19 protein-coding genes are annotated in these 16,434 nt (G+C 61.1%); 11 read left to right on the forward strand and 8 right to left on the reverse strand.

Translation table 11 applies throughout. The annotated features are described in order from the left end of the window. Position 1 precedes the first annotated feature (1 nt). Positions 2 to 1,120, forward strand: a complete 1,119-nt coding sequence (gene mnmA / locus BLS51_RS11875; RefSeq protein ID WP_090182433.1) for a tRNA 2-thiouridine(34) synthase MnmA — start codon at positions 2 to 4, stop codon at positions 1,118 to 1,120. 12 nt (positions 1,121 to 1,132) lie between these two features. On the opposite strand, the gene BLS51_RS11880 is transcribed toward mnmA, so the two are convergent. Beyond that, positions 1,133 to 1,588, reverse strand: a complete 456-nt coding sequence (locus BLS51_RS11880) for an ANTAR domain-containing response regulator (protein WP_090182430.1) — start codon at positions 1,586 to 1,588, stop codon at positions 1,133 to 1,135. A 16-nt stretch (positions 1,589 to 1,604) separates the two neighbouring features. Beyond that, entirely contained in the window at positions 1,605 to 2,378 is a 774-nt protein-coding gene (locus BLS51_RS11885; RefSeq protein WP_090183454.1) for a 5'-3' exonuclease, read from the reverse strand. Between BLS51_RS11885 and BLS51_RS11890 the strand changes: the two genes are divergently transcribed. Next, positions 2,377 to 2,739, forward strand: a complete 363-nt coding sequence (locus BLS51_RS11890) for a hypothetical protein (RefSeq protein WP_139168690.1) — start codon at positions 2,377 to 2,379, stop codon at positions 2,737 to 2,739. The two genes, BLS51_RS11885 and BLS51_RS11890, sit on opposite strands and share 2 nt — an antisense overlap. Positions 2,740 to 2,857: 118 nt before the next feature. On the opposite strand, the gene BLS51_RS11895 is transcribed toward BLS51_RS11890, so the two are convergent. Then, the gene (locus BLS51_RS11895; protein WP_090182428.1) at positions 2,858 to 3,529 is read right to left on the reverse strand and encodes a glutathione S-transferase; all 672 of its coding nucleotides are present in this window, start codon (positions 3,527 to 3,529) and stop codon (positions 2,858 to 2,860) included. 149 nt (positions 3,530 to 3,678) lie between these two features. On the opposite strand from BLS51_RS11895, the gene BLS51_RS11900 reads away from it, so the two are divergent. Further along, positions 3,679 to 5,292 (forward strand): FMN-binding glutamate synthase family protein, encoded by a 1,614-nt coding sequence (locus tag BLS51_RS11900; protein WP_090182425.1) that lies wholly within the window; start codon positions 3,679 to 3,681, stop codon positions 5,290 to 5,292. Here the strand turns inward: BLS51_RS11900 and BLS51_RS11905 are convergent, their stop codons facing one another. The 3 genes from BLS51_RS11905 to BLS51_RS11915 are packed head-to-tail and all read right to left on the reverse strand — an operon-like array spanning position 5,293 to position 7,742. Next, positions 5,293 to 5,568, reverse strand: a complete 276-nt coding sequence (locus tag BLS51_RS11905; RefSeq protein ID WP_090182422.1) for a hypothetical protein — start codon at positions 5,566 to 5,568, stop codon at positions 5,293 to 5,295. A 1-nt stretch (position 5,569) separates the two neighbouring features. After that, complete coding sequence (locus tag BLS51_RS11910; protein ID WP_090182419.1) at positions 5,570 to 7,471, reverse strand: ferrous iron transporter B; 1,902 nt, start codon at positions 7,469 to 7,471, stop codon at positions 5,570 to 5,572. A 4-nt stretch (positions 7,472 to 7,475) separates the two neighbouring features. Then, a complete protein-coding gene (locus tag BLS51_RS11915; protein WP_090182417.1) occupies positions 7,476 to 7,742 on the reverse strand; it encodes a FeoA family protein in 267 nt (88 codons plus the stop codon). 217 nt (positions 7,743 to 7,959) lie between these two features. Between BLS51_RS11915 and BLS51_RS11920 the strand changes: the two genes are divergently transcribed. Then, positions 7,960 to 8,181 (forward strand): (2Fe-2S)-binding protein, encoded by a 222-nt coding sequence (locus BLS51_RS11920; protein WP_090182415.1) that lies wholly within the window; start codon positions 7,960 to 7,962, stop codon positions 8,179 to 8,181. Positions 8,182 to 8,192: 11 nt separating this feature from the next. Further along, positions 8,193 to 8,891 (forward strand): energy transducer TonB, encoded by a 699-nt coding sequence (locus BLS51_RS30515; protein WP_304529050.1) that lies wholly within the window; start codon positions 8,193 to 8,195, stop codon positions 8,889 to 8,891. Here BLS51_RS30515 and BLS51_RS11930 read toward each other — a convergent pair whose 3' ends face one another. After that, on the reverse strand, positions 8,892 to 9,428 hold the full coding sequence (locus BLS51_RS11930) for a pyridoxamine 5'-phosphate oxidase family protein (RefSeq protein ID WP_090182410.1): 537 nt from the start codon (positions 9,426 to 9,428) through the stop codon (positions 8,892 to 8,894). A gap of 218 nt (positions 9,429 to 9,646) precedes the next feature. On the opposite strand from BLS51_RS11930, the gene bfr reads away from it, so the two are divergent. Next, on the forward strand, positions 9,647 to 10,123 hold the full coding sequence (gene bfr, locus BLS51_RS11935) for a bacterioferritin (RefSeq protein ID WP_090182408.1): 477 nt from the start codon (positions 9,647 to 9,649) through the stop codon (positions 10,121 to 10,123). Between the two features lie 29 nt (positions 10,124 to 10,152). Here the strand turns inward: bfr and BLS51_RS11940 are convergent, their stop codons facing one another. After that, positions 10,153 to 10,761, reverse strand: a complete 609-nt coding sequence (locus BLS51_RS11940; RefSeq protein WP_090182405.1) for a glutathione S-transferase N-terminal domain-containing protein — start codon at positions 10,759 to 10,761, stop codon at positions 10,153 to 10,155. Positions 10,762 to 10,864: 103 nt separating this feature from the next. On the opposite strand from BLS51_RS11940, the gene purB reads away from it, so the two are divergent. The 5 genes from purB (at position 10,865) to BLS51_RS11965 (ending at position 16,407) form a co-directional block, all read left to right on the forward strand. Beyond that, positions 10,865 to 12,241 carry an adenylosuccinate lyase gene (gene purB / locus BLS51_RS11945; protein ID WP_090182403.1) on the forward strand — a complete coding sequence of 459 codons (1,377 nt, stop codon included), beginning with the start codon at positions 10,865 to 10,867 and terminating at the stop codon, positions 12,239 to 12,241. A 135-nt stretch (positions 12,242 to 12,376) separates the two neighbouring features. Continuing rightward, positions 12,377 to 12,904: a cytochrome b gene (locus BLS51_RS11950; RefSeq protein WP_090182400.1), complete on the forward strand. Its 528-nt coding sequence runs from the start codon at positions 12,377 to 12,379 to the stop codon at positions 12,902 to 12,904. A 23-nt stretch (positions 12,905 to 12,927) separates the two neighbouring features. Continuing rightward, positions 12,928 to 13,479 (forward strand): YceI family protein, encoded by a 552-nt coding sequence (locus BLS51_RS11955; protein WP_090182397.1) that lies wholly within the window; start codon positions 12,928 to 12,930, stop codon positions 13,477 to 13,479. A gap of 26 nt (positions 13,480 to 13,505) precedes the next feature. Then, positions 13,506 to 14,072, forward strand: coding sequence for a YceI family protein (locus tag BLS51_RS11960; RefSeq protein ID WP_090182396.1), 567 nt, complete (start codon positions 13,506 to 13,508; stop codon positions 14,070 to 14,072). A gap of 181 nt (positions 14,073 to 14,253) precedes the next feature. Next, on the forward strand, positions 14,254 to 16,407 hold the full coding sequence (locus tag BLS51_RS11965; RefSeq protein ID WP_090182393.1) for a S46 family peptidase: 2,154 nt from the start codon (positions 14,254 to 14,256) through the stop codon (positions 16,405 to 16,407). The last annotated feature ends 27 nt before the right edge of the window (positions 16,408 to 16,434 follow it).

Genomic DNA, 16,434 nt, shown 5'->3' on the forward strand with positions numbered 1-16,434 from the left:
GATGAGCAAGGGGTCGGGCAAAAAACGGGTCGTTATCGGCATGTCGGGCGGGGTAGATTCCTCGGTCTCGGCATGGCTGCTGAAGGAACAAGGCTATGAAGTCATCGGCCTGTTCATGAAGAACTGGGAAGACGATGACGACTCCGAATACTGCTCCACCCGCCAGGACTGGATCGACGCCGCCTCGGTGGCCGATGTGGTTGGCGTGGATATTGAAGCGGTCAACTTCGCCAGCGAATACAAGGACCGCGTGTTCGCCGACTTCCTGCGCGAATACCAGGCCGGCCGCACGCCAAACCCGGATGTGCTGTGCAATGCCGAGATCAAATTCAAGGCCTTCCTCGACCACGCGATGTCGCTGGGCGCGGACCTGATCGCCACCGGCCACTATGCGCGCGTGCGCCAGCACAACGGCAAGGCCGAACTGCTGAAGGCGGTCGACCACACCAAGGACCAGAGCTACTTCCTGCACCGCCTGAATCAGGCGCAGCTGTCGAAGACGCTGTTCCCGCTGGGCGAAATCCCGAAGACCGAAGTGCGCAAGATCGCCGAGAAACTGAAGCTGCCGAATGCGGCCAAGAAGGATTCGACCGGCATCTGCTTCATCGGCGAGCGCCCGTTCCGCGAGTTCTTGAACCGCTACCTGTCGTACAAGCCGGGCCCGATGATGACGCCGGACGGCAAGGTGGTCGGCGAGCACGTTGGCCTGTCGTTCTACACGCTGGGCCAGCGCAAGGGCATCGGTGTCGGCGGCGTGAAGTCGTACCAGAACGCCGACGGCTCCAGCGACGCCTGGTATGTGGCGAAGAAGGATGTGCTCAACAACGTGCTGTACATCGTGCAGGGCCATGACCATCCGTGGCTGCTGTCGTCGACCTTGCGCGCCGACCAGGCCAGCTGGATCGCCGGCGTGCCGCCGGAAGCGCGTGCGATGTCGGCCAAGACCCGCTATCGGCAGGCCGACGTGGCATGCGAAATCGCGCCGCAAGGCGCGTCCGACTTCGCGCTGAAATTCATGGATGCCCAGTGGGCGGTCACGCCAGGCCAGTCGGCCGTGCTGTATGACGGCGACGTGTGCCTGGGCGGCGGCATCATCGACAGTTCGACCTTCGCCGCCTGATCATTGCTATAGCTAGCCGGCGCTGGGCTCGCCGCCTTGCTCTGCCGGCGGCGTGTCGCCGGCGGCATCCGCTTCCGCCTTGGCTAGCGCTGCGCGCTGGCGCTTGACCATCGCGATCACCACATTGCGTATCGTGTTCAGCACCGTATCGGCCTTGAACGGCTTGACGATGAAACCGCTGACGCCCGTCGCATGGGCCGCCTGGATGGTGGCTGCATCGAGTTCGCTGGACACCATGAAGATCAGCGTCTTCGGCCACTTGGCGCGGATTTCGCGGATCGCCTCCTGCTCGGTGACCATCTGCTCATTGGCGATGCAGACGATGTGCGGGTGGTGCTTGATCAATTGCACCATGGCGCTGGCGCACGTATGGGTGGCGCCCACCACGTCGTAGCCGCCGTCCAGCAGCACCGTGTTGAGCAGGCCGCGCGCGACGGCGCTAGGGTCGATAATGACTGCTTTTAACATCTTGCAAACCTTGTTCTTAGTGGGACCAGGCCAACATCTTCCACGTGACGCCGATCTTCACATCTGTTTTTAACTGAACCAGTTGTCGAGAAAGATACAGCATTTCACGTTCTTTTCGTAGTGTTTCCCCCAAGGTATCCTTGAGAATGCCGGCGCCAGCCATGATGGCGTCCAGATTGCCGTAAGTACGCAACAGTCTGGCGGCGGTTTTGGCGCCCACCTTGGATACGCCCGGGATCGAATCGGTGGCATCGCCCATCAGCGCCAGCAGGTCGGGCAGCTGCTCGGCCGTCACGCCCCACTTCTTCTCGACCCACGCATGGTCGTGCCATTCCGACTTGAAGTGATCCCAGACGCGCGCGCCCTGGCCGATCAGGCAATGCAGGTCCTTGTCGGTGCTGGCGATGGTGGCTTCGCCACGCCCCTCGGCCAGCCAGCGCAGCACCACGGTGCCGATGACGTCATCGGCTTCCACCTCGGGCAGCGTCACCACATGCATGCCGAAGTCGCGCAGCTTGTCATAGAAGGCCGGCAGCGCATCGCGCAGCGGCGACGGCATCGGCGCGCGGCCTTCGCGATAGCCGCCGTACAGGTCGTGGCGCCAGGTGCGGCCGCCGAAATCGAAGGCCGACAGCAAATGCGTGGGTTCGTGGTCGTTGACCAGCGTACGCAACGAGGACAGCGCGTGGCGCAGCGCGATGTCCGCCTTTTCCGGGCTATCAGGTTCAGGACTGGCTTCGTAGACACGGCGCACAATATTGAGGCCGTCGATGGCAAGGAGTCTACCCATGTTCAACATCATCCGGGCTTGGTCAAGCCGTCATTCTACCCGACCTATCTCAAACTTCAGCCGAATCGGCCTTGCTCCACCTCATAAAAAGCCTATGATTTGTCTGTCACCTAAATCCAGGGAGCTCATCGTGGCCACCGCAATTTCCTTATCAGATTTTAAGAAAAATGCGCCAGAAATTTACCAGCGTCTGATCGAATCAGATGGGCCGATTTACGTCGAGACCAATGGCCGTGCAATTATAGAAATCCGAAAATTTCAACACGCCCCCCAACTATCCCATCACCAAGAGGGCGTGAGGCTAAACGATGAGGATATTACTTTCCCGATCGAGCCTGATGGATATGAGCCATTCAAATGATTATGCTAGACAGGCACGCGCTGATCTGGTGGCGGGAGTGCAGTCCCAGACATTCCCCTTGTGACGGCGGATAAGAAAATTCACGCTTATCCATATGTAAAAACCATTTGGTAATTAATTATTTAAGCAGCTCGTAGGGGCCGCCGCGTTCGAGGGCGCGCTGGAAGGCGGGGCGGCTGTGGATGCGTTGCAGGAAGGCAGCCAGCTGCGGGCGGCTTTCGTTGAGGCCGCCACGCGCGGAGGCGGCTTCCAGCGGGAAGCTCATCTGGATGTCGGCGGCGCTGAATTCACTGCCGGCAAACCAGGGGCGCTGGCTCAGCTCGGCCTCCAGATAATCCAGGTGCATGGCGATCTGCGGCAGGATGTAGCTGCCCTTGACCTTGCCCGCGATCGCTTTCGCAATCGGCTTGACGAAGAACGGCGCCGGGCTGCTTTCCACCCGGTCGAAGATCAGCTTCATCAGCAGCGGCGCCATCGCCGAGCCTTCCGCATAATGCAGGAAATAGGTCCAGCGGCGACGCTCCTCGCTGCCGGCCGGCGGCACCAGGCGGCCATTGCCGTACGTGTCGATCAGGTACTCGGCAATCGCGCCGGACTCCGCCACCACGATGCCGTTATCGGTGATCACCGGCGACTTGCCCAGTGGATGGATGGCCTTCAGCGCCGGCGGCGCCAGCATGGTCTTGGGATCGCGCTGGTAACGCACGATTTCGTATTCCAGGCCCAGCTCCTCCAGCAGCCACAGCACCCGCTGCGAGCGTGAATTATTCAAGTGATGAACGACGATCATGTGGAATATCCTGAAAAAAGAACGGCCGTGCGCCGCAATGCCGCTAGCTTAACATTGTTGCCCCGGCCATGCCCTACCCGCTTCGGAGATGGATTCCATCTGGAAACAGCAGTACACTCGACAATTCCAGAGCCGTCGCCGGAGCGTCAATGAATCTGCTGTCACCGCGTTACCTTGCCTTCAATGCTTCTATCGTCACGCTGGTGGTCTCGCTGGCCTTGCACGCACCGTGGGAAATTCCCGTCGTGGCTGCCGCGCTGGTGGTGGTCGGCATCACCGACCTGCTGCAAACACGGCGCGCGTTGCGCCGCAATTACCCGATCCTGGCGCACTTCCGCTTCTTCTTCGAATCGATACGCCCGGAGATCCGCCAATACTTCCTGGAAGACGACACGGTGGCCGAACCGTTCTCGCGCAACCAGCGCAGCATCGTCTACCAGCGCGCCAAGCAGGACAGCGACAAGCGCCCGTTCGGCACGCAGATGAATGTCTACGCGCCCGGCTACGAATGGATCAACCATTCGATCGCGCCGGCGCCCGAGCAGCCGCACGACTTCCGCATCGAGATCGGCAACCATCCGGATTGCCGCCGCGCGCAGCCCTACTCGGCCAGCGTTTTCAATATCTCGGCGATGAGTTTTGGCGCGCTGTCGGCCAACGCCATCCTGGCGCTGAACGGCGGCGCCAAACAGGGTGGCTTCATGCACGATACCGGCGAGGGCAGCATCAGCCCTTACCATCGCCAGAACGGCGGCGACCTGGTATGGGAAATCGGCTCCGGCTATTTCGGCTGCCGCAATGATGACGGCAGCTTCTCGGAAGCGAACTTTGTCGCCAACGCCACCGCGCCGCAAGTCAAGATGATCGAGCTGAAGATGTCGCAAGGCGCCAAGCCGGGCCACGGCGGCGTGCTGCCGGGCGCGAAAGTGACGATCGAAATCGCCCACACGCGCGGCGTGCCGGTGGGCCGTGACTGCATCTCGCCATCGCGCCACTCGGCCTTCAGTACGCCAATTGAAATGCTGGAATTTATCGACCGCCTGCGCAATCTGTCGGGAGGCAAGCCGACCGGTTTCAAGCTCGCGATTGGCCACCCGTGGGAATTCTTCGGCATCGTCAAGGCCATGCTGGAGACCGGCATCGTACCGGACTTTATCGTCGTTGATGGCGGCGAAGGCGGCACCGGCGCCGCGCCGGTGGAGTTCACCGACCACGTCGGCACGCCGCTGCAGGAAGCGCTGCTGCTGGTGCATAACACGCTGGTCGGCGCCAACCTGCGCGACAAGATCAAGATCGGCGCTTCCGGCAAGATCATCACCGCCTTCGATATCGCACGCACCTTGGCGCTGGGTGCGGACTGGTGCAATTCGGCGCGCGGCTTCATGTTTGCGCTGGGCTGCATCCAGTCGCAAAGCTGTCATACGGACCGCTGCCCGACCGGCGTCGCCACGCAAGACCCGTCACGCCAGCGCGCGCTGGTGGTGCCGGACAAGATTCAGCGCGTCGCCAACTTCCACGAGAACACCATGGAAGCGCTGGCCCAGCTGATCGCTGCCGCCGGCCTGACGCATCCATCGCAGCTGCGCCCGCGCCACCTGGTGCGGCGCATCTCGGAAAACCAGGTCAAGCTGGCCTCGGCGCTGCTGCCCTACCTCGAACCAGGCGAACTGCTCGACCCGAGCCAGCTATCGCGCCTGCCGCCAGTCTTCGGTCACTACTGGCCGATGGCCCAAGCCGCATCCTTCGACCCGTTCTGCGGCTGATTAGCGCTGCACGTGCAGCTTGATGACGCGCTGCTTGGGCGCGGTGGATTTGCTGTCGCACGACGACGCAGTGGTCGACGGGCCGCAGTCTGAACAGCCGCTGCCGCAGCCGCCACCGCCATTGGTCTTGAAAAACTTGGCCAGCCTGGCCTCATTGAAGCCGCGCTTGCCGAGCGTGTAGACGATGCGGCGACGCCACGCCACCGGCAGGTACTTGGTGCTGAAGTGCACCAGCGCCACCACCACAATCAATGCCACAATCAGTTCTTGCCACATATTAGCCTCCCAACGCGCGGGCCAGATGGTAGGTGATGAACGACGCCACATACGCCAGCGCAAACAGATAACCCGCCATCAGCCACGCATAACGCGCGCTGCCGGTTTCGCGGCGCACGGTACTCAGCGTGGCGATGCACTGCGGCGCAAACACATACCAGGCCAGCAGCGACAGCGCGGTCGCCAGCGACCAGGTCGACGAGATGATCGGCGCCAGCGTCTGCGCCACTTCATCGCCGGTCTGCGACAGCGCATACACCGTGCCCAGCGCACCTACCGCCACTTCACGCGCCGCCATGCCTGGCACCAGCGCGATACAGATCTGCCAGTTGAAGCCGATCGGTGCAAAAATGAATTCCAGGCCACGGCCGATGATGCCTGCCAGGCTGTAGTAAATCGGCGGATGGGTCGCTCCTTCCGGCGCGCCAGGGAAGGAGCTCAGCACCCACAGCAGGATGGTCAGCGTCAGGATCACCGTACCGACGCGGGTGACGAAGATCTTGGCGCGCTCCCACAGGCCCAGCGCCAGGTTGCGCATATGCGGCCAGTGATACGCCGGCAGTTCCATCATCAGCGGATGCTTGCCCTGCGCGCCCATGAAGCGCTTCATCACATACGCCACCGCCATCGCCGAAACGATGCCGGCAAAGTACAGCGCGAACAGCACCAGGCCTTGCAGGTTGAACAGGCCGGCCACGTCGCGATCGGGAATGAAGGCCGAGATCAGCAGCGCATACACCGGCAGGCGCGCCGAGCAGGTCATCAGCGGCGCGATCATGATGGTCACCAGGCGGTCACGACGGTTCTGGATGGTACGCGCCGCCATCACGCCAGGAATCGCGCAGGCAAAGCTCGACAGCAGCGGGATGAAGGCGCGGCCGGACAGGCCGACGCCCCCCATCAAGCGATCCAGCAAGAAGGCCGCGCGCGGCAAGTAGCCGCAGTCTTCCAGGAACAGGATGAAGAAGAACAGGATTAGGATCTGCGGCAGGAACACCAGCACGCCGCCGACGCCGCCCATGACGCCGTCCACCAGCAGGCTGTGCAGCACGCCTTCCGGCAGCGAGGCGGTCATCCACTTGGCCAGCGCCTCGACACCGCCGGTGATCATCTCCATCGGTGCTGCCGCCCAGCTGAATACGGCCTGGAACACCAGGAACATCAGCACCGCCAGAATGATCGGGCCGGCCACCGGATGCAGCACCACGTTGTCGATTTTTTCGTTCAGGCTGTCGGTGGCATGCGCCGGCTCGGTCAGCGTCAGGTCGAGGATGCGGCGCACCTCGCGCTGCGTATCTTCCACGCTGACCGCATCGATGGCCGCCAGCGGATTCGGCGTCGCCGCCGGCAGCGGCCACATCTGGTCCAGCGCGCGCAGCAGCGACTTCTCGCCCCCAGCCTGCACCGCCACGGTTTCCACCACCGGCATGCCCAGCTCTTGCGACAGGCGGTCGGCGTCGACGCTGATGCCGCGCTTCCTGGCGACATCGACCATGTTCAGCGCCAGTATCATTGGCAGGCCCAGGCGCTTGATCTCCAGCACCAGGCGCAGGTTCAGGCGCAGATTGGTGGCGTTGACCACACACACCACCACGTCTGGCGCGGCATCGCCCTTGCGCAGGCCAGCCACCACGTCGCGGGTGATTTCCTCGTCCGGCGTTTGCGCGTTCAGGCTGTAGGCGCCCGGCAGGTCCAGCACGCGGAAGCCGTTGCCGGCGGCCGTGGTGAACGCGCCTTCCTTGCGCTCGATGGTGACGCCGGCGTAGTTGGCGACTTTCTGGCGCGCGCCGGTCAGGCGGTTGAACAAGGCGGTCTTGCCGCAGTTCGGATTGCCCAGCAGCGCCAGCATCGGCGTGCGGGACGCATTCGGCGACTGCGCCACCTCTTTATCTACTGCACCCATATTCTTATTCCGGTTGAATCGAGACCAACGCAGCTTCAAAGCGGCGCAATGCAAAAGTGGCGTTGCCGACCTTGATCGCCAACGGTTCACCGCCCGGCATGCCACGCTTGAGCATGCGGATTTTTTCGCCAGGCACAAAGCCCAGCTCCATCAGGCGGCGCGACAGGCTGACGCCATCATCGGCGGCCTCGCCAGCAGAAACATGCACCACGGTGGCAGTCGCGCCTACCTTCAGTGCATCCAGGGTAATCGGGGGAACAGCATGCGTCATGAGCAAATCCGGTCAGATTGCCGCTGGCAAGATTGGCTGCGGCATGGAATTAGATACTAGCATTATAAACGGTAATGCGAATGACTACTATTTAGCTTGCATACTGCTGCGGTTTACGGCAGTATACGTTTAATGATAATGATTCGCATTAAGTTGCTGGCAATCATGTCAGAAAAGTCTTAACCCGAACTTATTACCCAAGCCAGAAGGTGCATCAATGATTGTTTGTGTTTGCAACAACATCTCCGATCGCGAAATCCGTCAAGCCATGGAATTTGGTATCACGTCGATGGACGAGCTGCGCAACGCCCTGGGCGTCGCGACCTGCTGCGGTCAATGCTTCTCCTGCGCCGAAGACATCCTCAATGAACACCTGGCCGCGCAAGCCGCTGCCGACATGCAAGAAACTGTGCTGAAACGCCCAGTCTTCACCAACTAATCATGAATACAATGAGCTACAGTCGGACGGCGTCGCCGCTGTCCGCGGACGACGCCGGCCTTGCACTGGAATTCAAACGCCGCACCCGTAAACTGGCCCCACTGACCGCGATCGTTGTCGGTCACGCCGTGGTCTTCTATCTGGCCTACTCCGGCCTGCTGCGTACCGTTACGCACGCCATCATCCCGCAAGTTGTGAACGTCTCCTTCGTGGCCTCGCCTGAGCCGCTGAAGCCGACCCCGCCGCCGAAAGAGGTGCCGCTGGTTACGCCGAAGCAGACCTTCGTGCCGCCGCTGCCGCAGGTGAACATCGTTCAGACCGAACCAACCATCACGCTGCCGCCACCGCAGCCGCGCCCAAGCGAACCGGCGCCGGCCAATGCCGTGCCATCGTACACGGCAGCACCGCCAGCGCCACCAGCGCCGGCCACGCCTAAAACGGTATCGGGAGTCGAATATATCCGTGCACCGCAGCCGGTGTACCCAAGCATCGCCCGCCGCATGGGCGAGAGCGGCACGGTCACGCTGCGTGTGCTGATCGGTGAGAAGGGGAATGCGGAGCAGGTGACGATCCAGAAATCGTCGGGCTCCGCCAACCTGGACGAAGCTGGCCGCCAGGCGGTGCTGCGCGCACTGTACAAACCGCATGTCGAGGACGGCAAGGCCATCCCCGTCTATGCGCTGGTGCCCATCAACTTCCAGCTCGGTTAATCAGAGGTCCAGGCGGCCCTCGATGGAATCATCGAGGGTCTTGCCGATCACGGCGCCTAACAGCATCTTCACGCTGGCGACGGCTTTACCGTGTTTCGTATCCCAGTAGTAGCCATAGGTCGGCGCGAACTTGATCAGCGTCACGCGCGGATCGTCCTCGCCACCGGTGAACCACGTCTTCATCGTAAAACTCCACAACTCCTTCAGCTTGACTGGATCGCGCAGCACCGTGGCGATGCCCTCCAGGTGCATGAATTCGGAATGCGCCGAGCCCTGGAAATACAGCGTGGCCGACGGATCGGCCGCCAGCTCCTGATTCTTCAGGCTGTCGCTGGCGGAGATAAACCACAGGTTGCCCAGCTCATCCACATCCAGCGCCGTCATCGGACGGGCATCGCCGGGACCGCCGCTGGCATCGCTGGTACAGAAGAAGCAGCCTGCGGTGCTGTCGACAAACTCGCGGATCTTGCGCACGGCGTCTTCGCCAACGAGGTCCTGATGATTGTGTTCTGGTTGCTGGGCGTTGATGGAATCCATGGCATTGCTCCTTTAGTTGAGCTTCCATGGTAGCGGCGCGGGCGACCACCGACAGTGGGATGCCTCACACACGAATGCTAATAGTTTTCATTTGCACCAATGCTCTCAATAACCGAAGTTAGATAGGATTTCGACGAAATTACCGGGAATTTCGCTACACATCCTCCGGAATTTCGTGCACAATGGCGCCATTCGTAACTAATACAGAAAGAACAGCCATGAAGGGCGATCAAGAAGTCATCCGTCTGCTGAACGCGCAGCTGACCAACGAACTCACCGCAATCAACCAGTACTTCCTGCATGCCAAGATGTACAAGCACTGGGGCCTGGAAAAGATCGGCAAGAAAGAGTGGGAAGAGTCGATCGGCGAAATGAAGCACGCCGACAAACTGATCGACCGCATCCTGATGCTGGACGGCCTGCCTAATCTGCAAGCCATGCACAAGGTGATGGTTGGTGAAAACACCGAAGAGATGCTGGGCTGCGACCTGAAGCTGGAAAAAGGCGCGCAGATCACCGTCAAGGAAGGCATCGCCGCCGCAGAAAAGGCCGCTGACTACGTGTCGCGCGACCTGCTGCTGATGATCCTGGAAGACACCGAAGAACACATCGACTGGCTGGAAACCCAGCTGGACCTGATCGGCAAAGTGGGCATCCAGAACTACCTGCAAAGCCAGATGAGCATCGACGAGTAAGAAAGCAAACGCCCCTTGCGGGGCGTTTTTCATTGCGGGACCGTATCCTTGAACGACTGGCGCTCGGCCAGCTTGTCATGCAGCTTGGCCAGATTGGGATAATCGTCGCGCCAGCTGATGTCCGGGAAGCGGAACGACAGCCAACCCAGCGTGCAGCCCACCGCGACGTCGGCCAGCGAGTAATGGATGCCGGCGCAATAAGGCTGTTCGCCCAGTTTCTCCGACAGCGCCTTCAGGCCGAGGTCAACCTTGCGCATCTGGCGCGCCATCCACTCTTCGCTTTGCAATTCCTTCGGACGCATGGTGCGTTCCAGGCGCACGCTGACGGCGGCGTCCAGCATGCCATCGGCCAGCGCTTCCCAGCACTTGACGTCGGCACGGTCGCGGCCGTTCGGCGGCAGCAGTTTGCACACCGGCGTCAGCGTATCCAGGTACTCGACCATGACGCGCGAATCAAACATCACCGTGCCATCTTCCATGACCAGGCTGGGCACTTTGCCGAGCGGATTCAACTGGCTGATGGTGGTGTCTGCCGCCCACACATTCTCCAGTTCAAACTGGTAATCGAGCTTTTTTTCCGCGAGAACAACACGCACCTTGCGGACATAAGGGCTGGCGAGGGAACCGATGAGTTTCATAGACACTTATAGAGGAAGAACAGGCCTCAGTATAACATCGGCGGGCTGGCCGCCCGCCAATGGTAAAATCACGCTCTGCTCTTTCAACTTCGCTCTTTCCATCATGACCACTACTCCTTACTCCACGCTGTCGGCGCTGTCGCCACTGGACGGCCGCTACGCTGGTAAAACCGATCTGCTGCGCCCTATCCTGTCCGAATCCGGCTTCATGCACCACCGCGTCAAAGTAGAAATCTCCTGGCTGCAAGCGCTGTCGCTGGCCGGTTTCGACGAAATCAAGCCGTTCTCGGCCGAGGGCAATGCCCTGCTGGACAAGATCGCTGCCGACTTCACCGAGCAAGACGCTGCCCGCATCAAGGAAATCGAAGCCGTCACCAACCATGACGTCAAAGCCGTGGAGTACTGGCTGAAGGAACAGGTCAAGGACGTGCCGGAACTGGTGGCCGCATCGGAGTTCATCCATTTCGCCTGCACCTCGGAAGACATCAACAACACCTCGCACGGCATGATGCTGAAGGCCGCGCGCGACAACGTCATGCTGCCATCGCTGAACAAGGTGATCGCCCGGCTGACCGACATCGCCCACGCCAACGCCGAACTGCCGATGCTGTCGCGCACCCACGGCCAGACCGCCAGCCCGACCACGCTGGGCAAGGAAATGGCCAACGTCGTCGCCCGCCTGCAACGCGCCGTCAAGCGCATCGAACAGGTGGAAATCCTCGGCAAGATGAATGGCGCGGTCGGCAACTACAACGCGCACCTGTCGGCCTACCCATCGTTCGACTGGCCGGCGTTCTCGAAAAACGTCATCGAGCAGCGCCTCGGCCTGGTGTTCAACCCGTACACCATCCAGATCGAGCCGCACGACTACATGGCCGAACTGTTCGACGCCTTCGCCCGCGTCAACACCATCCTGCTGGACCTGAACCGCGACATCTGGAGCTACGTCTCGCTGGGCTACTTCAAGCAGAAGCTGAAAGCCGGCGAAATCGGTTCGTCAACCATGCCGCACAAGGTCAACCCGATCGACTTCGAAAACTCGGAAGGCAACCTGGGCCTGGCCAATGCCGTGCTGAAGCACCTGTCCGAGAAGCTGCCAGTCTCGCGCCTGCAACGCGACCTGACCGACTCGACCGTGCTGCGCAATATCGGTGTCGGCCTCGGCTACACGCTGCTGGCTTACGACAGCTGCCTGCGCGGCCTGAACAAGCTGGAAGTCAATCCAGCCCGCCTGGAAGCCGACCTGGACGCCAACTGGGAAGTGCTGGCCGAGCCGGTGCAGACCGTGATGCGCCGCTACGGCATCGAGAATCCGTACGAGCAGCTGAAAGAGCTGACCCGTGGCAAAGGCATCTCCAAAGTCGCGCTGCAGGAATTCATCAACGGCCTGGCCGTGCCGCAGGAAGCCAAGGACCTGATGCTGGCCATGACCCCGGCCAACTACACCGGCATCGCCGCAGCTCTGGCTAAAGCCATCTGATGTAAATAAGCAATCTGCTTTACACTAGCCCCGGCAGCGCCAGCGCCCCGGGGCTTTTTTTCGTCCCGGCAAGCACATCCTGGATTTCTTTGGTATATTTAGTCCTAATACGTACTACTTCCCCGGAGCCGCTTTATGCCACGCTATACCAAAACCGCCATGTTGCTACACTGGCTAGTCGCCTTGCTCATCATCACCACCTTCTTTCTCGGCCTGTCGATGGTCGCGATTCCCGGCTTTTCGCCGACCAAGCTGAAATACTTCTCCTGGCACAAATGGATGGGTGTGACAGTGCTGTTGCTGGCCGTGCTGCGCGTGCTGTGGCGCGTCACGCACAAGCCGCCACCGAAACTGGTCTCGATCCCCGAATGGCAGCACAAGATCGCCGAAGGCATGCACCACCTGCTGTACCTGCTGATCTTCGCGGTGCCGATCTCCGGCTACCTGTACTCGTATGCCGCCGGCGTGCCGGTGGTCTACCTGGGAATCTGGCAGATGCCGGCGCCGTTCGCGCCAGATCCTGAACTTAAGGCAACTTTAAAAACCTTGCATTATGTTTTGACCATGACGATGGCTGCATCTGTCGTAGCACACGCCCTGGCCGCCCTGAAGCACCACTTTATCGACCGCGACGTGACGCTGAAACGCATGTTGCCGCTGTAATCTCATCCACCGGAGCCTGAACAATGAAAACCCTGAACAAAATTGCCATCGTTGCCCTGCTGGGTGTCGCCTTTGCCGCCAGCGCCGCCGTGCTGAAAACCGATCCGGCCAAGAGCACCGTCACCGCCACCTTCAAGCAAATGAACGTGCCGATCGACGCCAAGTTCAAGAAATTCACCGCCAACATCGACTACGACGCCACCAAGCCGGACGCCGCCAAGGCCACCGTCGAAGTCGAGACCGGCAGCATGGACCTGGGCGACGCCGACTACAACAAGGAAGTCGCCAAGAAAGAATGGTTCAATGCCGCGCAATTCCCGAAAGCCACCTTCGTCTCGTCGTCGATCAAGCCAGCCGGCGCCGGCAAGCTGAACGTGACCGGCAAGCTGACCATCAAGGGCAAGACCACCGACGTCACCTTCCCGCTGACCGTCAAGACCGAAGGCAAGACGCAAGTGTTTGACGGCGCCGTGCCGATCAAGCGCCTGGCCTACAACATCGGCGAAGGCGAATGGAAAGACACCAGCATGGTGGCTGACGACGTCACCATCAAGTTCCACGTAGTAGCGCAATAACCAACCACCAAGGGAGACCCGATAAGATGAAAGCACAGATCCTGATCGCCACGCTGCTGGCCGCCTCGGCCACGTCCGCCATGGCCGCGACCTACAACCTCGACCCGACGCACACTTTCCCGAGCTTCGAGGCTGACCACATGGGCCTGTCGGTATGGCGTGGCAAGTTCAACAAAACCAGCGGCACGGTGAACCTGGATCGCGCGGCCAAGACCGGCTCGCTGGAAGTGAAGATCGACGCCGACTCGATCGATTTCGGCCTGGACGCGATGAACAAGCACGCCAAGGACGACTCGATGTTCAACGTCGCCAAGTTCCCGACCATCACCTACACCAGCAAATCGTTCAAGTTTGACGGCGACAAGCTGGTCGGCGTGGAAGGCGAGCTGACGCTGCTGGGCGTGACCAAGCCGGTATCGCTGAAAGTCGACAAGTTCAAGTGCATCATGCACCCGCGCTACAAGAAAGAAGTCTGCGGCGCCGACGCCACCGCTGAATTCAAGCGCAGCGACTTCGGCCTGAACTACGGCCTGCCGAACTTCTCGCCAGAAGTCAAACTCGCTATCCAGATCGAAGCCATCAAAGCCGACTAAACCTCCGGGGTCAGTTCTGCCAAACGTACACGGGCTCAACTGCAATGCAGTTGAGCCCGTGTACGTTTGGCAGAACTGACCCCGGTTTTCAGAACATCCACACTGCCTCCACAAAATTCTGGTTGACGCGCACGGAAGGTCTGCGGATACTGCTGTGCGCCACATCTTTATCAGGAAAACCATGAAAAAAACTCTTCTCGCGCTCGCCATCCTGAGCACCGCAGCCCATGCCGATGAGGGCATGTGGATGCCACAGCAGCTGCCACAAGTAGCCAAGCAACTGAAAGCCGCCGGCCTGAAGCTGGACCCGGCCACCCTGACCAAATTGACCGAATTCCCGATGGGCGCTATCGTCAGCCTCGGCGGTTGCTCGGCATCGTTCGTGTCGCCGCAGGGCCTGGTTGCCACCAACCATCACTGCGTCTACGGCAGCGTCGCCCATAACTCGACGCCGGAACGCAATCTGCTGGCCAATGGTTTCCTGGCCCATAACCTGGGCGAAGAAGTGCCGGCCGCGCCGGGCACGCGCATCTGGGTGACCAAGGCGGTCACCGATGTCAGCAAGCAGGTGGTCACGCCGGAAGTGGCCAAGCTGAACGGCAAGGCGCGCAGCGATGCGATCGAGAAGCACCAGAAATCCATCCAGGCCGAGTGCGAAAAAGACGCCGGCCACCGTTGCACCGTGTCGTCCTACTACGGCGGCCTGGAGTTCTACCTGATCAAGCAACTGGAAATCCGCGACGTGCGCCTGGTGCACGCACCGGCCGAAGGCGTCGGCAAATTCGGCGGCGACACCGACAACTGGATGTGGCCGCGCCACACCGGCGACTACGGCTTCTACCGCGCCTACGTCAGCAAGGACGGCAAGGCCGCCGACTTCAGCAAGGACAACGTGCCTTACGTGCCGCAGCACTTCCTGAAGCTGGCCAAGGAAGGCGTCAAGGAAGGCGACTTCATCATGGTCCTCGGCTACCCTGGCCGCACCAACCGCCACCGCCTGCCGTCGGAAGTGGCGTTCACCTTCGACTGGAACTATCCGGCGTTTGTGAAGCAGTCGGCGGAAAGCCTGGCGATCATCGCTGACACCACCAAGGACAACAAGGACACCGCGCTGAAGTACGCGTCGCAGGTAGCCAGCATCAACAACTACTACAAGAACCGCCAGGGCATGCTGGACTCCTACGCCGGCAGCGATATGCTGCAACGTAAGACCGCCGAGCACGAAGCGCTGAAGCAGTGGATCAACGCCGACGCCAAGCGCAAGGCCGAGTACGCCAGCGACATCGAGGCGGTGGAGAAGCTGATCGCCCAGCGCGATGCGGAACTGAAGCAGGACTACTACCTGGGCTCGTCCAAACCACGCCTGCTGAACAGCGCGCGCGTGCTGTACCGCCTGGCCAACGAAAACACCAAGCCGGACGCCGAGCGCAAGTCGGGCTACCAGGTGCGTGACGTGCCGCGCATCAAGGCGTCGGTCGATGCGCTGGTGCGCAACTACGACGAGAAAGTCGACAAGGCGCTGGTGCTGAACAGCCTGAGCAAGTACGCCGCCCAGCCGGCAGCGCAACGCAACGCCGCGTTTGACGCCGTCGCCGGCATCAAGGACGGCATGAGCAAGGCCGACCTGCAAGCCGCGCTGGACAAGCTGTACGCCGGCAGCAAGCTGGGCGATGCCAACGAGCGCAAAGCCTGGCTGGAACGCAAGCCGGAAGACTTCAAGGCCAGCGACGACAGCTTCATCAAGGCCGCCGTGGCGCTGTACGGCCCGGACCTGAAAGCCGAAGCAGAAGAGGAAGAACTGGGCGGCAAGCTGCAACAAGCCTATGCCAACTACATGAAGGCCAAGATCGCCTACATGCACAGCAAGGGCCAGGCCGTCTATCCTGACGCCAACAGCACGCTGCGCGTCACCTTCGGCAAGATCGCCGGCCGCGATCCAGGCGCCGACGGCACCACCTGGAAGGCGTTCACCACCGTTGAAGGCGTGGCCGCAAAAGCCACCGGCCAGGGCGAGTTCAACGCCCCTGCCGCGCAGCTGAAAGCGATCAAGGCCAAGGAGTACGGCAAGTACGCCGATCCGCTGCTGAAGACTGTGCCGGTCAACTACCTGGCGACGCTGGACATCACCGGCGGCAACTCCGGTTCGGCCGCGCTGAACAGCAAGGGTGAATGGATCGGCCTGGCGTTCGATGGCACGCTGGACTCGATCATCTCCGACTGGGACTTCAACAAGAAGATGACCCGCGACATCCAGGTCGACCTGCGCTACATCCTGTGGAATATGAAGCACATCGACCACGCGGACAACCTGCTGAAGGAAATGGGCGCCGAATAATCCACGCCTTCCCATCACGAACCACGC

The sequence above is a fragment of the Duganella sp. OV510 genome (genome assembly GCF_900100205.1).
Taxonomy (GTDB): Bacteria; Pseudomonadota; Gammaproteobacteria; order Burkholderiales; family Burkholderiaceae_D; genus Rugamonas.